The 15487-nt window shown below is 47.4% G+C and carries 15 protein-coding genes; 5 read left to right on the plus strand and 10 right to left on the minus strand.

What is annotated here, in order from left to right; all coding sequences use genetic code 11:
• The first annotated feature begins 22 nt into the window (after positions 1 to 22).
• Together K3T82_RS00565 and K3T82_RS00570 are read left to right on the plus strand one after the other, a co-directional pair.
• The gene (locus K3T82_RS00565) at positions 23 to 541 is read left to right on the plus strand and encodes a 2'-5' RNA ligase family protein (RefSeq protein WP_220191563.1); all 519 of its coding nucleotides are present in this window, start codon (positions 23 to 25) and stop codon (positions 539 to 541) included.
• Between the two features lie 180 nt (positions 542 to 721).
• Positions 722 to 1897: an alpha-D-ribose 1-methylphosphonate 5-triphosphate diphosphatase gene (locus tag K3T82_RS00570; protein WP_220191564.1), complete on the plus strand. Its 1176-nt coding sequence runs from the start codon at positions 722 to 724 to the stop codon at positions 1895 to 1897.
• Positions 1898 to 1980: 83 nt separating this feature from the next.
• On the opposite strand, the gene K3T82_RS00575 is transcribed toward K3T82_RS00570, so the two are convergent.
• From K3T82_RS00575 to K3T82_RS00590, 4 genes are all read right to left on the minus strand, one after another.
• Positions 1981 to 3288, minus strand: a complete 1308-nt coding sequence (locus K3T82_RS00575; protein WP_220191565.1) for a toxic anion resistance protein — start codon at positions 3286 to 3288, stop codon at positions 1981 to 1983.
• A 74-nt stretch (positions 3289 to 3362) separates the two neighbouring features.
• The gene (locus K3T82_RS00580; RefSeq protein ID WP_220191566.1) at positions 3363 to 4502 is read right to left on the minus strand and encodes a hypothetical protein; all 1140 of its coding nucleotides are present in this window, start codon (positions 4500 to 4502) and stop codon (positions 3363 to 3365) included.
• Positions 4503 to 4515: 13 nt separating this feature from the next.
• On the minus strand, positions 4516 to 5139 hold the full coding sequence (locus K3T82_RS00585; protein ID WP_220191567.1) for a 5-bromo-4-chloroindolyl phosphate hydrolysis family protein: 624 nt from the start codon (positions 5137 to 5139) through the stop codon (positions 4516 to 4518).
• A 10-nt stretch (positions 5140 to 5149) separates the two neighbouring features.
• Positions 5150 to 6802 carry a VWA domain-containing protein gene (locus tag K3T82_RS00590; protein ID WP_220191568.1) on the minus strand — a complete coding sequence of 551 codons (1653 nt, stop codon included), beginning with the start codon at positions 6800 to 6802 and terminating at the stop codon, positions 5150 to 5152.
• Between the two features lie 359 nt (positions 6803 to 7161).
• Here K3T82_RS00590 and K3T82_RS00595 point away from each other — a divergent pair, with 359 nt between their 5' ends.
• Complete coding sequence (locus K3T82_RS00595) at positions 7162 to 7494, plus strand: DUF7007 domain-containing protein (protein ID WP_220191569.1); 333 nt, start codon at positions 7162 to 7164, stop codon at positions 7492 to 7494.
• Here K3T82_RS00595 and K3T82_RS00600 read toward each other — a convergent pair.
• The 5 genes from K3T82_RS00600 to K3T82_RS00620 form a co-directional block, all read right to left on the minus strand.
• A complete protein-coding gene (locus K3T82_RS00600; RefSeq protein WP_220191570.1) occupies positions 7483 to 8010 on the minus strand; it encodes a hypothetical protein in 528 nt (175 codons plus the stop codon). The two genes, K3T82_RS00595 and K3T82_RS00600, sit on opposite strands and share 12 nt — an antisense overlap.
• On the minus strand, positions 7959 to 8750 hold the full coding sequence (locus K3T82_RS00605) for a hypothetical protein (protein ID WP_220191571.1): 792 nt from the start codon (positions 8748 to 8750) through the stop codon (positions 7959 to 7961). The genes K3T82_RS00600 and K3T82_RS00605 overlap by 52 nt, the downstream gene beginning before the upstream one ends.
• A 604-nt stretch (positions 8751 to 9354) precedes the next feature.
• On the minus strand, positions 9355 to 9879 hold the full coding sequence (locus tag K3T82_RS00610) for a YceI family protein (RefSeq protein WP_220191572.1): 525 nt from the start codon (positions 9877 to 9879) through the stop codon (positions 9355 to 9357).
• A gap of 262 nt (positions 9880 to 10141) precedes the next feature.
• Positions 10142 to 10711: a DinB family protein gene (locus tag K3T82_RS00615; protein ID WP_220191573.1), complete on the minus strand. Its 570-nt coding sequence runs from the start codon at positions 10709 to 10711 to the stop codon at positions 10142 to 10144.
• A gap of 212 nt (positions 10712 to 10923) precedes the next feature.
• Positions 10924 to 11370 (minus strand): GNAT family N-acetyltransferase, encoded by a 447-nt coding sequence (locus tag K3T82_RS00620; RefSeq protein ID WP_220191574.1) that lies wholly within the window; start codon positions 11368 to 11370, stop codon positions 10924 to 10926.
• Positions 11371 to 11677: 307 nt separating this feature from the next.
• Between K3T82_RS00620 and ctaD the strand changes: the two genes are divergently transcribed.
• The gene (ctaD, locus tag K3T82_RS00625) at positions 11678 to 13366 is read left to right on the plus strand and encodes a cytochrome c oxidase subunit I (RefSeq protein ID WP_220191575.1); all 1689 of its coding nucleotides are present in this window, start codon (positions 11678 to 11680) and stop codon (positions 13364 to 13366) included.
• A gap of 402 nt (positions 13367 to 13768) precedes the next feature.
• Here the strand turns inward: ctaD and K3T82_RS00630 are convergent, their stop codons facing one another.
• Positions 13769 to 14713 carry an alpha/beta hydrolase family protein gene (locus K3T82_RS00630; protein ID WP_220191576.1) on the minus strand — a complete coding sequence of 315 codons (945 nt, stop codon included), beginning with the start codon at positions 14711 to 14713 and terminating at the stop codon, positions 13769 to 13771.
• A gap of 126 nt (positions 14714 to 14839) precedes the next feature.
• On the opposite strand from K3T82_RS00630, the gene K3T82_RS00635 reads away from it, so the two are divergent.
• Positions 14840 to 15451: a TetR/AcrR family transcriptional regulator gene (locus K3T82_RS00635; RefSeq protein WP_220191577.1), complete on the plus strand. Its 612-nt coding sequence runs from the start codon at positions 14840 to 14842 to the stop codon at positions 15449 to 15451.
• The last annotated feature ends 36 nt before the right edge of the window (positions 15452 to 15487 follow it).

Genomic DNA, 15487 nt, shown 5'->3' on the forward strand with positions numbered 1-15487 from the left:
AATATCGAAAGGAACAAGCGAGATGTCGCTTCAAAAATATTCGTTGTGGCTCATGCCAGCAGGGGCCACAGCGCAAAAATTTTCGGAACTCATTACCCAATTAGCCCAACGTTACTCTTCCCCACAATTTCCCCCACATGTCACCTTAATTGGGAGTATAGAGGCACAAGAGGATGAGATCGTTCCAAAAGCCAAGGAACTGGCGTCGCTACTCCATCCTTACCATCTCCAATTGGCAAACGTCGATTACACAGACCTCTACTACAGGACGCTGGTAGTAAGAATAGAAGCTTCAGAAGAGGTAATGAGTGCCTATCAACGGGCAAAAAGCCTCTTTCCTAACGTAACCAAACCCGAATATATGCCCCACCTCAGTCTCCTCTACGGAGACTTTTCTGTTGAGACAAAAAAAGAGATCATCAGCATGATAGGGGAGAGCTTCACTGATACATTTGAAGCAACCACGCTCTATCTCTATCGCACTCAAGGCCCTGTAAGTGATTGGCAAAGAATTGGCGCTTTTCCTCTCCGAGGACAGTAAGAGCTTGCCCTTTCGCTCTAGCCCGGAAATTTAGCGGCTCCGCAGGTTGGCATGGGCAGCGGAAATGTGATAGGGTGAAAATAAGACAAACGCGGGGACGCGCATAAGAAGCGAAGCGAGAGCCAGGAAAGCATATAGTTCATAATCGTAAATCATTCTCAATGAAATGTTGCCAAATAGATGGATAAAAACTTTACTGTAATTACGGGCGGCAAAATCGTTCTGCCGGATCAAATCGTAAAAGGCTCTCTCCTCATCCGGGATGGGCGTATTGAAGCCATCGTGCCAGCAGAACAGACAGGTGTCGTCCAATCTGCTCACAAAACGATTGACGCAGATGGCATGTATGTCGTGCCAGGTATCATCGATACGCATAGTGATGCCATTGAAAAGGAGATCGAGCCGCGCCCCGGTTCGCATTTCCCCATGGAAACTGCTTTCTATGAATTAGAAAAGAAGCTGGTTGGGCATGGGATCACGACGATCTATCATGGGCTCTCGATGGCCGGTGGCGTAGGGCCTCGCAGCGATACAGTGGTCGAACAAGCATTGCAGACATTTTATCGGCTGGCACAGGAACGCTGCCTCATGCGTCACCGCCTCCATCTGCGTTACGAAATGCTCAATTTCCCCGCGATTGAGATCGCACATAAGCATATTCGCGAAGGCTCAATTCATCTGCTCTCCTTGATGGATCATTCGCCCGGTCAAGGGCAATATCGTATGCCTGGCTCCTATGCGCGCTATGTGAGCAAGACCTACGAATTAGAGGGGGAAGCAGCAAGAGCCAAGGCAGAAGAGATGGTAGAACTACATAAGCATATTGACTGGCAGGCGGTAAAACATCTGGCGCACTCTGCGATTCTGGCAGGTATTCCAGTGGCATCCCACGATGATGATACCTACGAGAAGGTCGATCAGATGCAGGAGAGTGGTGTTTCGGTGTGCGAATTCCCCATGAACCTGAAGACAGCACTCTATGCCAGTGAACGCGGTTTACAGGTAAGCGTGGGAGCTCCAAACGTAGTACGCGGCGGCTCGCATGGCAAGAATCTGAGCGCACTGGAAGCGATCAATGCAAATGCAGCACATATCATCTGTTCCGATTATTATCCAGCGGCAATGCTAGTCTCAGTATTCCGCCTAATCCGCGACGGTATGGATATGGCAAAAGCATTTCGCTTAGTCACGCTCAATCCAGCACGTGCGCTCAAAATTGATCATGATCTTGGTTCGCTTGAACCCGGGAAATGGGCAGATCTGGCAATGGTCGAGGAATATAACGGCTATCCGCTGGTGCGCAAAACGCTGGTTCAGGGCGAGATCGTCTATCAGTCTGATTACGTCCAGCTTTAATAGGGTTCAAACAATGCTGCACCGAGCGCTTCCTATTCTTGAAGTGCTCGGTGCAGCATTAATTTCTTTCGCCTTTCAGCGGATTATAATTGTGTTGGAGGAGGAAGCGCAGGGGTTTCTGCCTTACGCACCAGAGCATCCACTACTTTGCTCTGGCTCTCAATAAGCCTCGTGCTGACTTCATTTGTTGCGGCAGAAATGATCTCGCGCGCCTTCATCATCGCATCATCGTTTTCCGCGCGCTGCACCTTTCCTTGCTCATACGCCTCAACAATTGCCTGCGATTGCCTCTCAACAGCGGCGGCCATCGCGGAAATAGTTGCCGGGGTAAGAGTAGGAGTCTCAACAGCCTGAGCAACCAATGGCACAATTTGATCCCCTGCCTGAGAATATGCTGTCAGCCATTCATTTGCGGAACTGGCAACAAGCTGTTCCAGTTGCGCAGCCTGCATACTTTGAATCATCATGCGCCATTGCAGAATGGTTCCTAACATGACTGGTATCGTCAGGTTCATCAGCAGATCTAATTTCTGGGCCAGTGAGACGTCGAGATCGCGCATATTCGTCACCTGGGGGGAAGTCGTCCACCCTACAAAGAGACGATTTTTATACTCGGCAATCTTGATTTCCATATTGCGGGCAAATTGCGCCAGATTACGTTTTCGCTCTTCTTTCTGGTGCTCAACAGAAGAAGCAACTGTAATGCTCTGGCCTTCTTCAACCGCCAGATCGCGAACTATTTCCATGACGGCAATAGCGGCGATGACCTTCTGAATCTCCTCTTCATTTCTGCGGTACAACTGATCATAGTAGCCAACATTTCGTATAATCTGGTGCTCGCTACCAGCAAGTTCCTTCTTCACACGATCAATCTGCTCTTCAAGCTTCATGGCATCTTCCATAAGCGCCTGGATAAGTGACTTCATACGCCCAAAGAAACCACCTACTCCATTGGCCCACTTCTCCAGTTTCTCGCGCGTCTTATCATTGCTGACATCATATTTCTGGCGAATCTTGCGCATTTCATTATTAAGACCACGCATAATCTGAGTCAGTTCGGGAATGTTTACCGGCTCGACCTCTTTTAACAGCCGATTAATGAGCGTATTCATACCCTCAACAGAGTCGCTCCCAAAGGCCATCATGATCTGCGTGTTGGCGATCATCTGGGGATAGAGTTGTTTGGCATACTGCTGGGCCTGCTCATAGCTCTGTGGATCAAGTAGATCCTTACACACAAGCTGCTGTCGGGACTGCTGGCTTTGCGCGTATTGAGACATAAAGGGATCAGCTTCGCTTTTGGGTGTGGGGGGAACCTGTACGGTAGAGCCCGCCCCTGGCACCATTGGAAATGATACTTTAAAACTTGGAATTGGCTCTTGTTCTGCCACAGTCATCGTCCTTTCTTTGCATTCCTCAACCTGTCTGCTAGCTTAGTTCGAGCGATTGCATAAATCCGGGAAGATTAACACTGATTCCTATCTTTCAGACAGTTATTCAGCATCATAACAACATCCGCTGAAGGAACATTGATAGAAGAAATGTTTCCCGCAAGTGGAAGTTTCGGAAAATCCTGTACATTGGTAACGCCTAATTGTACTGAACGGAAACCATACTTCTTCCAGGCAATCTGCTGGATTTTCTTGTCCTTCATTGCGTCAATAAAGTGCTGAGCCTTTTTGTTCAGTGCCAGAATTGGATGATCACTATATGCCGTTGGTTCCGGATAGAGAATGTTTACATCTTTCAACTGAGGGAATTCGAGAGATTTCTCAATGATCTGGGATTCATAGCCAGAGTAGAGTGGAGCACGAAACTCACCACCCTGGTTGAGCCATTGATCAAAGCCAAAGCTTGAGCTTTGCGCTTGTAGACCCTGTGCATCGTAGAGGGCACGTATAGTAGGAAGGGCGTTTTTGGCCTGCGCTACATTTGGGCTCTTGAATGGATCATTCGTCGCAACAATAGTCAGCTTCAGCAGGTAGAGGATAAAGCCACTGTTGGATTCTGCCGGATTGGTGCTGCCAATCTGAATGGGTCCTTGAAGCTGTTGCGCCCCTATATCCTCCCATTGTTTGCCTTTGAGCACATAGTCGAGGAGCAGCTTTTTCATATTGACAATGTAGTAGTTATTCCCACGCTTAGTAACGATGCCAGCTTTCTGCAAAGCTGCCGTACCATTAGGGCCAGCATAGATCACTTCAGGGCTGCTTAGCACATTCTCCGCCCGATAGGCTTCAAATTCGCTGGACTTGTGTTGTGCTTCAAAGACCGTTTGTGCGGCGATGCTCGAAGGCCAGAGACAATCCAAGCCTTTTTGTTTGATATCACTTGTTGACATCGTAGCCTGAGCAAGAGAGCCCATTGACTGAAATTGAACCGTCAGGCCATAGGTATCACGCAATATCTTCTGAATGTCGGCATCCTGCATCAAATCATTCTTTTCACTTCCACCCACGCAAGAGATGGTCGTCTGTGGAATGGGTGTTGGTGTTAACGCAGGCGTTGCGAGTGATGGTCTCAGCACAGTTGTAAAAATGATCAGCAAAACCAGTCCTATCGTCACGCCGACTGCGGCCAATCCAAAACGGACAGTACGAGTCATTGCTGTTTTCTCCTTATGTCAATCTTCTATATTTAGCGGCATCAAGCATTTGCACATCGACGTCAAGCGCGAAGGCATCACCTTCTTCGAGGGCAATAGCGCTGGCGACAACATATTCATCAAAGGATTGCAACCCCTGTCGGATCTGTTCAAGCTTGATGTTGGGTTCTTTGTAATAGCGTGGGTACACCTCAATATCAACATACTTCTCTGTAACGGAGACAACCTGTTTCAGGTAGTTATCAACCCTTTCGGCTGATGAGAGAAGCTCAGTGGCATTCTTCGCGCGAATCCGCGTGATAAGCTGGTCGACGTCATAGCAGATCTGATTCAAGAGCGCTGCTGTTGCTTGATGGCGTAATTTTGCTGCGAACGCTTTGATCTGACGGAGTTTGAGCTGTACAATACGTACCTTTTGCTCAGCCTCATCGAGATAGGTATCGAAGTGTATTTCTCGCTCACTGCGTCTATCTAGTAGTAGCCAGGAAGCGCCTGAAATACATAGGCAACTAATAGCAGCAATGCCGATTGCGATCCATAGCGACCATCCGACTGAAGTCAAGAGAAAATAGGCGATAAGAAACACCGCCACGCCTATCCCAAGCGCTATCAAGGTCGCATAACGCTCGATCTTCATGATTGAACTCCTATTTATAGCCTGTGGCCTCACGCATAGCCTCAGTCATATTATCCTTTTGAGTTACTGATCCATGCGTTGCTGTGGAGACTTCTTTCAATTGGGTGAGATCCGCGTCACTGCCAAACGCCACCGAAATGACAGGGACCCCTAGCGAAGCGATTGATTGAATGATTTGATTGGCATTGTTACCCTGCTCACTCTGTCCATCTGTCATGACTATGATGAGTCGTTTGCGGTTTTCATTCGGCTGCTGGTTGAAAAGTTCAACGGCCTTTTGTAAACAGACATACATGTTTGTGCCACCATCTGGCCCGCGTGACTGGATATTGTTATATAATCCGCGCATCTTTTGCGGATCATTTCCCTCTACAGTCCATGAGCCATCTGGTCCTGCGGCAATAGTGTTATTGAAAATCATGACAGAGGTAAGATCTTGTGGATGCGTTTGTAGCAGGTACTCACGCGCCTTCGTCTGATCAAAGAGTAGTTCCGAAGATTCTTTCAACTGATCCCACCCACCGTTACCATCCATTGAACCTGAACCATCAAGGCAATACACGGTATGCACAGGGCGACGATATGATGTTTGGTAGTTATCTAATGCCTGGTTAATCACATCTGGAGCAGGATAGGTAATTGCTTGTTGGTGTAGAGTGGCTTTAATCCCCCAATCAGGATTAAATGTCGCTGAATCAGCATTCGTGAGTGATAGACCACCACCACCAGCCGGTCTCCGTCCGAGCTGAAGCAATTTATGCTGAACATCAGCCGACAAGAGATATTGCTGTAATTGGCGGAATGTCTGTTCCTTGGCACTATTCGCGCTCCCACCATGTGGAAGAAATCCCATAGGAGCATCCGCGATAGCCAGGGACTCTTTTGGGTAGACAACATACAGAGGTTCCTGCCCCTTAGAAACGAGCTGCTTGTTGTTCTCGATAGCCAACGCTTCATAAGTGAACAATGTCCGGCATTTCTCTTTATTGGCAATACAATTGTTCATAAGAGTACCAGTAGATGGAGGTGTCTGATCCATCGACCTGATAAACTTGGTGATTCCCTCCTGAACAGGCTGTGATTCTAACTGCTGCTTTGAGAGCGGTACACCTGCTTTGTTACCCGCGAAGTAATTGAGAAAGCCGAAAAAGACGGTCGCACCACTATTTGACTGTGAAGGATTGGTCAGCCAGGCAGTCGTTTTATGTGACTCAACGGCTGAGAGGATTTCGGAAACGGAAATATCATCACGCCCCACGAAACCTAACTTCTGCATCTCCGATTTCCAGCCAGCGTAAACTAGTGGGGTGATGAACATGGGTTGGACATCTTTGAGGACGTTTTTTTCATCGCCTATCTGCTCAAATACAGAACTTGCGAACCAGAAAACATCATACGCTCCCCCTCCTTGTTTGAGCAAGAATGACTGATCAACGCTACCTTTCAGCACAAAGTTACAGGTAAAGCCTTTCGACTTGCACCATGGAGTAACAATCTGTTCAAGAATTGTTTGTTGTTCGCTACCAGCAATGATATTCAATACTTTTGCATCATCTGTATACTGAAGCTCTTGCTTGTTTCCATTCTCAGGTCCTCCACACCCGGCAAGTAACATACTCACCAGCAGCAAGCTTGTGAAGAACAGAAAGAGCTTTTTCGGCATGATTCCTCCTGATATACGAAATCAGACTATCTTCATCTTGTGATTACCAGAGTCCTGATATGAAGGAGAGCCAGAAGACTATCGAGCTCTGCTACTACCCAACAAAGTAGACGTAATGGGCAGGAAAAAACAAAACATCATTTTCAACCTTGTGAAGCGACTTTATCTTGTTGTTGTACGATTTCCCTCTTGATTATCTCATCTCGTAGATGCGGATAAGAAGCAGACTTCCACATATTCAAACCATCACAAGAATGACAATACAAGAGCACAGAGGGCTATGAAATCTGCGCGAGATATGCTAGACTAGACAAAAGTTCTATTATTATCAGGACAACTTCTGTAATTGGGGAAATGCTATGCAGACGCCGTGGGGAGAATCAATAACGAATCAGCAGCTCGAAGAAGGTGTGTTCTGGGTCACAACAAATGAAGCTGGAGGTATCCTCGTTGAGAGCCAACATGCCCAGGTGCTGCTCAGCGCTAAAGCCTGCAGCATCGGTCGACCCTGGTGTGATTTTCTGGCATTTGAGCAAGACCATGCTATGCTTGTCGTATTTTATGAACAACCACATCTTTATCCCTGGGTCGAAGAAGAATTGAGCGCAAAACTCGCAGAGGATTGCTTACGCCTCGATTTCCCCAACTATTTTCGAACCCACGAGAAAATGGAACTCTGTCTAATGAAGTAACGGTATTGCTTCCCATTGAATGGCGCTTTTAAACCTATCGAAGGATTCTCTGGCACGCAGATAGCATTCTTCTGAGGAAAGCGTCATGCTTCCTACCTGGACTTGGGGATTGAGAATGGCAAGGAGATTTGTTTTGGGGCAATCATGGTCCGGTGATTGCACCGCATAGCCGCTCTTTAGCGCCCAATCAAGATAGAAAATACAGTTGATCAAAGCCAGAAGAGCACCATGAAAGTCCGACGGACAGAAACGATATTGGCAACCATCATTCAGGTTATAGATGATAAGATCTAGTTCCTGATGTAAAGGCATATGTATGTCTGCTAGCATACCTTTCTGACGACTTATGTAGTCACGTACATCCCAACGGGTTTGAAAAGCTATCCAATACACCATTAATTGCATAGCATGAAACTCGCTAGGCTGCGATTTTTCAGAAAGATCTTCGCCTTTCTCATGCTCCTCTACGAGGTTCGCGAAGAGACCAGGCAAGGGATCGCTCTTTTTCTTGCGCATACCCAGCCCCTTCTTAAATTCAATGATCGCAGGCACTCTATATATTTGTCCGGCATGCTCTCTCTTACACAAACGTATCTGATCAAATTCCCCCACCAGACCAACATATCCCCCCAATCAGCATGCCCCTCAAAGGTCTGGCTAGTTGAAAGCAACTTGCATTTGAAGCGCTCCGAAGCCGCTAGAATGCTCGAACCAGTGCTAGCAAGCTCACGTTGATAACGCAATAACGGCTGAATGACAGATGCAGAGAACCGACTCTCACGCATACTAAGTTCCTCAAAGAACATCGCAAGCCGCAACTTCCCCGTTTCTTGTAAAGCTGCGAGCGCATCATTGTAGAGAAAATTGCTGAGTACAGTTGGATGAGAGAGTAGCATGGACCGTTGTTCAGCTAAAAGAGGCCCCTGAGGATCATGGAGAAGGTTAATAAGTGTATGAAGAAGCGTACCAACAAGGCGAGGATCAGGCTCGCCGCCACTAAAAAGTGACTGCTGGCGAACATTAGTATAGTGTTTAGGTTCCTTCGGACGCCTCTTCCGTCGCTGTTCAAGCGAACAGCTGGGGCACTCCAGATATGAGGCAAGGGCTGAATAACTTACGGGATTGAGCACAAAGGGATTGCTAATATGCTGTATTTTGAACAGATCCGCATAATTGAGATTCACATAATACGGAATAGGATGTGTAGTAGCCTGAGAAGCAGCAATTACACGTAGTGTGTTAATAGAGTGCATCATCTCTCGTCCTGATAGAATAGAGAAGAATGGTCCTTCATGGCACTACAATGTATTTTTATACCTATATATTCTATACCTTTATTTCTTCAATTTGTCAACCATCTCAAATAGATAGTGCAAAATCGGTTTCTATGACTAAAAAGATTAAAAGTGTTACCTGCTCGTATGGTTCTCGATCCATTTTGGGAATACAAATCTTTTAAAGAAGTGTAAAAAAGGTGGCATCAACTTGTAAGGGAACGGCGTTTACCGACAATTGGCTGCTCATTGCCATGCTTAGCACAACCGCTTCACCATCGTAGAGCAACGATGCGATAAAGAGCTAGTGAGAGTTAGTTCCCATATCGCTCCTTCTCAAAAACACGAGGGCTTCTTCAGGATACATCTCTCGGAATTGATCAAAATCTCTATCGATCCATGAGACATCATCACGATACACTATGAACTGCTTGGCAATAAGCGCTAATGAAAGGCGTCGATCCTGCTCTGAAAAATGAGAAAAATTATTTAGCAGGGCGAGAAACACTTCAACAACCTTTATCTCAGCACACTCGGCAATGGCTTTCACTTCCCAATACGACGGCTCGAAAAATTGAGCTTTCTTTTACACATGTAACGCTTCAATGCGTAACTCAATATGGACTCTATTTCCGACAAGAGGTAAACCATCTCCTACGAGTTGATTGAAACGCATCTGAAACGCTCTTCTATCAAGAATGCCTCTAGCCGTTAATCCGATTCGGATACTCTCTGTGAGGGGATCACGAACCGAACCAGTAAATTCGGTCTGCAATTCTATGGTACCAGTAATGCCATGTAACGTGAGATTTCCTGTCACAATACTGCTTTTTGGCCCAATCGGTCGTACGCTGGTACTTTCAAAGGTGATGGTTGGATACTTAACGACCTCGAAGAAATCAGCCGAGCGGAGGTGGGCATCTCTTTGAGTAACACCTGTATCAATACTGGCTGCTTGAATGCGAGCCTTTACCCAGGAATTTTCTGGATGTTGTGTATCGAGATGAATGGTACCATGCACATCCTTAAAGCGTCCTTTGACAATGTTAATAGTGAGATGGGTCACCGAAAACTCGACAAGAGTATGATGGGGATCAATTTCCCAAGGCATATTGCTCTTCCTTATTGTGCAGGATAGAGAGAATAGTCTATCCACATTAGTAGACAGTCTCTCAAGTCGATGGGGTTGACAAGCCTCTTCCAGAGCTCAAACATAAATACGTTTTTCTAGATAAGTGAGCGCAGTACAAGATTTTCGCCAATAGACGCCAATGGCACATCGTTCCACATGAAATGAAAAATATATGAAACGAGTGCCATTGACATATGACATATCAATATAATGGCAGACCCGGTAAGGTCAACCTATTTTCTCACCCACGAGCTTCACGTGCTTGTCGCATAATTTCACGTAATTGATCGAGGTGGTCCGCATCGTGAAAAAGACCAAGGAGGAAGCGGCCAACGGCGTTAAGTTCACCGATTTGTGGGAAAGGTGAATAGGTGTTCTCCAGGTGAGGCTCGTCAGGCCATGCATCGAGCAAGGCGAGACGCATTCGACGACTCTCCTTAAGGCGCTGACGCACCTGGGCAATGCTGGTCACACTCTCCCATGGGACCTCATAACGTGAGCGACCTTCAACAGGGAGTCCACGAGCCAGTTCGAGCGCGAGGGCAGCAGACTCTTCAGAGGAGGCGGTAGCGTGAACCACCACATGGCCCAATGTCCATGCCAGGTTAGCGTCTTCAGGCTTCCCGAAAGTATCATCCGCGTTGGGGTCTTGTGGCACAAATGTCACGTCTACGTCAACAGCATCACCGACGATTTCCTGCATGACATCAATCATTTCATTGGTAGACTGATACAGATCGGCTTTGGTCAGACCTTTTGCCATATCTGCAAAGCTCAGAGAACCACTTTTGACGGCACTAAAATCGAGCATAGAGGAACCTCTTCATACATAACTGTGTAATGAGAAATAAAAAAATATTCACAAGCCTTGTGCTGTTTGCGCAAGCAAGCTGAGAATGTTCCTCTCTACAAAACATCTGATCAATGCGGTCTATTCCATCTTCATCCAGGAGTCCCGCTGCGTGTCCCCTCCGGCATGTATTATCAACGAACTCTTATGCTCTGTAGAAAAGAAAGAGGATATCAAGAGTGGAAATCAATTTCAAAGAATGGATAATCGGGCTGAGGGCAAGGGTCACCAGTGTAACCAAGCCGCTGATAGAAACCAAGAGATGACTGATTGGCTTGCCATTCGAGATAACGTACTCCTGCCTGCTGTGCCCACGCCTTACAGGAGCTGAAAAGCACCGCGCCAACCCCTTGCTTCTGGTACTCAGGAAGGACAAATAGGTCGTGAAGACGAGCAGATTGAAAGCCAGCCCTTAAATGAGCGCCATAGTTTTGTACCCATCCATAGCCAACAAGATGGTCATCAACGAAAGCAACGGGAAGATGATGGTCAGAACGACGGCAATATTCTTCAAATCGTCTCTTTACCTCTTTTTCAGAATCACTATTCCTCATTAACAGCGGCAAAATATTTTGCCAATCTTCAGGTTGTGCATGACGCACATCTAACTTACTCACCATCTTTTCCTCACATTTACAAAACATATTTCAGCCTGAGATGCCTATCCTATCAGAAACTTTTCACAGATACTATTGCGCAATGAAGTCTTATTCATGTGCAAACAGAAAGACAGTAAGCCCACAAAGTATTACTGATGGCAAGATCAAAACTGATTGTGCTCGCAACGCACCCAAAGCAAAGGGTCAATTCTATGGGCCAAACAATAAATGCACAGATTAAGATTTCATTGATTATAAAGAGATGACATCGTGAAGTATATACTGTTACTAGTAAATAGATAGAAGAGCCATTTGGGGGGGATTGTATATGGCAACTCGCGCTAGTAATAGGATTCCAACAAGAATACGAGAAAGGGATTTCAGCGAAACCTACATTGGTAGCTGGCTCACAACCACCGATCACAAAAAGATCGGCATTATGTACATGGTCACAGCCTTCTTCTTCTTCCTGATTGGTGGTCTAGAGGCCCTCCTCCTTCGGACCCAACTGGCAATTCCAAATGGCAAGGTGCTCAACCCTGAAGAATATAACCAGCTTTTCACCATGCATGGCACGACAATGATCTTCTTGTTCATCATGCCAATACTCTCAGGATTTGGCAACTATATTGTCCCCTTGATGCTTGGAGCACGTGATATGGCATTCCCACGCATGAATGCCTTTGCCTTCTGGATTTTCCTATTTGGGGGTCTCTTCTTACAGTCAAGCTTCATCTTTAACACCGCTCCAAATGGCGGCTGGTTTATGTATGCTCCTTTAAGTCTGACAGCCGCTGCCTGCGGAGTCCATGCCTATCAGTGCACACCTGGAATGAACGCGGATTTCTGGATTCTAGGAATCACCATGCTAGGCATCTCTTCAATCTCGGGATCACTGAACTTTGTGGTGACCATTTTGAAGTTACGCGCTCCTGGCATGAGCATTAACCGAATACCGCTCTTTACATGGATGATCCTGGTCATGGCATTCTTGATATTATTCGCCATGCCAAGTTTAACGGCTGCAAGCTTGATGTTGCTATTCGATCGCCATCTCGGGACACACTTCTATCAGTTTGCCTATGGTGGTGACCCGCTTTTGTGGCAGCATCTTTTCTGGTCCTTTGGTCATCCAGAGGTATACATTCTCATTCTACCTGCCTTTGGTATTGCCTCTGAAATCTTGCCGGTCTTCTCACATAAACCCATTTTTGGCTATACCTTTATCGCCTGGTCTGGCGTAGCAATTGGTTTTTTGAGCTTCACCGTCTGGGCACATCACATGTTCGCCGTTGGCTTACCACCTATCGCCCAGGCTTTCTTTGCGACCAGCACGGTTCTCATTGCAATACCAACCGCAGTGAAAATCTTCAACTGGCTAGGAACAATCTACAAGGGAAATTTGAGCTTTAAGCCTCCTATGGTCTTCGCACTCGGTTTTATCGCGATGTTCCTCATTGGGGGTCTGAATGGCGCGGCACTGGCTGTTGTGCCATTTGACTATCAAGCCACAGACAGCTACTTTGTGGTCTCACATATTCACTATGTACTCTTTGGAGGAAGTGTCCTGGCAATCTTCGCGGGTATTTTCTACTGGTTCCCCAAGATGACAGGTAAACTCATGAATGAAAAGCTCGCCCATATACAATTCTGGTTGATGATGATTGGTATGAACCTGGCATTCTTCCCAATGCATATTCTGGGATTACTGGGCATGCCACGCCGTATCTATACCTATCCAGCCTATTTTGGATGGAATGAATTGAACCTGATGTCAAGCATCGGTGCCTTCTTGCTTGGTATTGCTGTCATGATGTTCGTCTTCAACTTCATCTTAAGCATGAAATCAGGCCAGAAGGCAGGAGATGATCCCTGGGATGGCTTTACCCTGGAATGGGACACTACATCTCCCCCTAAACCATATAACTTCCTTCGCCTCCCTATCGTCCGCAGTCGCCGCCCATTCTATGACAAGAAGAATCCCGAAATCGCGGATTGGAAATCGGTCATTCACTAGAAATTGACGATTTCTATCTTGTATTGCATGGGCTTCCTCATTCATTGATGAGTCACGCTATTCATCGTTTCTTTCCTGATTTAAAAGTCGAGCAGAACAAACTTTTGGTAAGTAAGATGAGATTCATTATGGGCTCATTTCTATATGGAGGGAGACATGACACCTATGTGATTTGTTTGGAAGAGGCCACAGATGGTGAATGGAAGCGTTAAGGAATGGAGTATGCTATACTCCATTCCTTAAGCAGGCGTGGAATAACCTTTTCCTGTTGATAAAATGCAGCCAAATTCAAGGCGAATTGAGTTGCCTCAACCTCAATAAAGTTTTGTGCCATCTCCAATGCTTGACGAAAATCCACATCAACCCAGATTACGCTGTGAGCGGCTTGAGCCTCTCAGAGCTTCACCTGGATTCGATTCGCCCCAGTGGATGTGGACTCTCCATTAAAGCCCGACACGCTGTGAACCAGGCGGTATCTTCAGGGTAGAGCGCGGTACGCAAGTACGCCCAGGTAAGCTGCTGGACAGCGGACAGTCGCTCAGGGTCCTCGTCTGTCGTTTCCGTGACGTTGTATCCAGGGATACCACCAAGTGAGTGTTCTGCTCCAAACAAAGTAAGTAGGCTCTTGCCGCCTGGGCTCATGAAGTACGGGTCAGTAAACCAGTCTGGCCCTCGAACGGACAAGGCGGACTGGTCTCGATCGCCCGCAATCACAAGGGTTGGTGTGGTCATGCCCGCGAAGCTCGGGTTCATAAATGGGAAATGCTCGGATGCAAATGGAGTTAAGTCCGCTCCACCCTGGCCAGGCGCGGCAAGCAACAGCCCTGCCTTGATCCGTGAATCTGCCATGTTCTCTCCAGTTCCACCCTCGGTATCGAGGACTCGTGCTCCCAGCAACATGCTTGCCGTCTGGGCACCCCAGGAGTGGCCGGCTACGGCGATGCGATCTCGATCGAGTCGCCCACTGAGGCCAGGAACGGAAGTTTCAAGGAGATCAAGATTGTCGAGGATGCGCTTCATATCCTCAACCCGGAAACGCCAGATTAATGGTGTACGGGGATCGTCAGGAGGGGGGTTCAGCGTCCTCGAATCGAGATGAGTGGGTTGCATGACCACGAAGCCGTGGGCAGTCCAGAAGTCGACTAACGGGCCGTAACCATTTAACGACGAGCCAAAGCCATGCGAGAAAACAATGATAGGCAATTCGCGCCCAATCACGGGCGCTGACACTTGCACTTTCAGATCCTCACCACGGCCCGGGGCTGATAGCACTACTGGCTTCACCGAAACAACAGGGGTAGGCACACTAATTTCCATGCTCGGCATTGCCATGTCTGATTCATTCATAGAAAGATCTTCCTTCCAGCTATTTCGTGTATGGTATAATTTCTAATCGGAGCTGTGCTCCGATTAGAAATTATACGGAACATTGATCCGTTTTGTCAAATTATTTGTTTGAGAGAGAATGAAGAGATGACTACCAACGACGAAGGGGCGGGGCAACCTGCCCAGCAGAAACCAGTCCGGCAGAAGCGTGCCGATGCGCAACGCAACCAGCAGGCTTTGCTCGCAGCAGCCGCTACTGTGTTCGTCGCGTCCGGTGTAGAAGCGCCAGTACGTGAAATTGCTGCTGCGGCTGGTGTTGGGATGGGAACGATTTACCGTCACTTCCCAACGCGAGCTGATCTCGTGGTTGCCGTATATCGCCATCAGGTTGAGGCCTGTGCCGAAGCGGGTCCGGTCCTGCTGGCGAAAGGTGGCTCGCCTCACGCCGCACTCAGTCAGTGGGTCAACCTTTTCGTTGATTTCCTGGTCACAAAGCATGGGCTCGCCGCGGTTCTGCGATCCGACAGCGCAGGTTTCGAAGCGCTGCATACCTACTTTCTTGACCGCCTTGTGCCCGTTTGCGCTCAGTTGCTTAATGCCGCCGCTGAAGCCGGCGAGACCAGCACCGATATTGATGCCTATGAACTAATGCGTGGCATTGGAAACCTTTGCATTGGCACCGACAACGACCCACGCTACGATGCCCGCCATATGGTTAAACTGCTCATCGCAGGCCTCCTCCAATCGCGCTTAACCTGATACAGCAGATCCATAGAAGAGGCACCTGTAAATACC

The sequence above is a fragment of the Ktedonospora formicarum genome (assembly GCF_016587355.1).
Classification (GTDB): domain Bacteria; phylum Chloroflexota; class Ktedonobacteria; order Ktedonobacterales; family Ktedonobacteraceae; genus Ktedonobacter; species Ktedonobacter formicarum.

What these genes read in the sequence shown, in the direction of transcription:
- K3T82_RS00570 (WP_220191564.1), top strand. Translation starts at nt 722, where the DNA reads ATGGATAAAAACTTTACTGTAATTACGGGCGGCAAAATCGTTCTGCCG.
- K3T82_RS00585 (WP_220191567.1), bottom strand. Translation starts at nt 5,139, where the DNA reads ATGAAGATCGAGCGTTATGCGACCTTGATAGCGCTTGGGATAGGCGTG.
- K3T82_RS00590 (WP_220191568.1), bottom strand. Translation starts at nt 6,802, where the DNA reads ATGCCGAAAAAGCTCTTTCTGTTCTTCACAAGCTTGCTGCTGGTGAGT.
- K3T82_RS00605 (WP_220191571.1), bottom strand. Translation starts at nt 8,750, where the DNA reads ATGATGCACTCTATTAACACACTACGTGTAATTGCTGCTTCTCAGGCT.
- K3T82_RS00565 (WP_220191563.1), top strand. Translation starts at nt 23, where the DNA reads ATGTCGCTTCAAAAATATTCGTTGTGGCTCATGCCAGCAGGGGCCACA.
- K3T82_RS00635 (WP_220191577.1), top strand. Translation starts at nt 14,840, where the DNA reads ATGACTACCAACGACGAAGGGGCGGGGCAACCTGCCCAGCAGAAACCA.
- K3T82_RS00630 (WP_220191576.1), bottom strand. Translation starts at nt 14,713, where the DNA reads ATGAATGAATCAGACATGGCAATGCCGAGCATGGAAATTAGTGTGCCT.
- K3T82_RS00610 (WP_220191572.1), bottom strand. Translation starts at nt 9,879, where the DNA reads ATGCCTTGGGAAATTGATCCCCATCATACTCTTGTCGAGTTTTCGGTG.
- K3T82_RS00620 (WP_220191574.1), bottom strand. Translation starts at nt 11,370, where the DNA reads ATGGTGAGTAAGTTAGATGTGCGTCATGCACAACCTGAAGATTGGCAA.
- K3T82_RS00615 (WP_220191573.1), bottom strand. Translation starts at nt 10,711, where the DNA reads ATGCTCGATTTTAGTGCCGTCAAAAGTGGTTCTCTGAGCTTTGCAGAT.
- K3T82_RS00580 (WP_220191566.1), bottom strand. Translation starts at nt 4,502, where the DNA reads ATGACTCGTACTGTCCGTTTTGGATTGGCCGCAGTCGGCGTGACGATA.
- K3T82_RS00600 (WP_220191570.1), bottom strand. Translation starts at nt 8,010, where the DNA reads ATGCGCAAGAAAAAGAGCGATCCCTTGCCTGGTCTCTTCGCGAACCTC.
- K3T82_RS00595 (WP_220191569.1), top strand. Translation starts at nt 7,162, where the DNA reads ATGCAGACGCCGTGGGGAGAATCAATAACGAATCAGCAGCTCGAAGAA.
- ctaD (WP_220191575.1), top strand. Translation starts at nt 11,678, where the DNA reads ATGGCAACTCGCGCTAGTAATAGGATTCCAACAAGAATACGAGAAAGG.